Here is a 235-nt window from a genome sequence, read left to right on the forward strand (position 1 = left end):
CGGCTTTATATTCTTTCATATTATTACTTTAAAAATAAGGGTGCTTTAAAGCCCCCTCATACTACTCCTTATTATTCAACATCGGAAATACGGAGCCTACGCCCAATGACAACAAACCGCATTGCGAGTAAATACCCAGTTAGGCGCGGGTTACGGTGATGACGATGTTGCGCATGGTCAGTTTGACGATGCGGTCGAGCGTTTTGAACGCTTCGTCTTCGACTTATTCCATTAA

At 43.4% G+C, this 235-nt stretch carries 1 pseudogene; it reads right to left on the reverse strand.

The annotated features are described in order from the left end of the window. Window positions 1–61: 61 nt before the first annotated feature. Window positions 62–223: pseudogene (locus ACTHRE_RS11195) on the reverse strand (argininosuccinate synthase); the annotation flags it as partial. Window positions 224–235: the final 12 nt, after the last annotated feature.

It is taken from the genome of Neisseria sp. P0001.S007, assembly GCF_051963655.1.
Classification (GTDB): Bacteria; Pseudomonadota; Gammaproteobacteria; order Burkholderiales; family Neisseriaceae; genus Neisseria; species Neisseria subflava_A.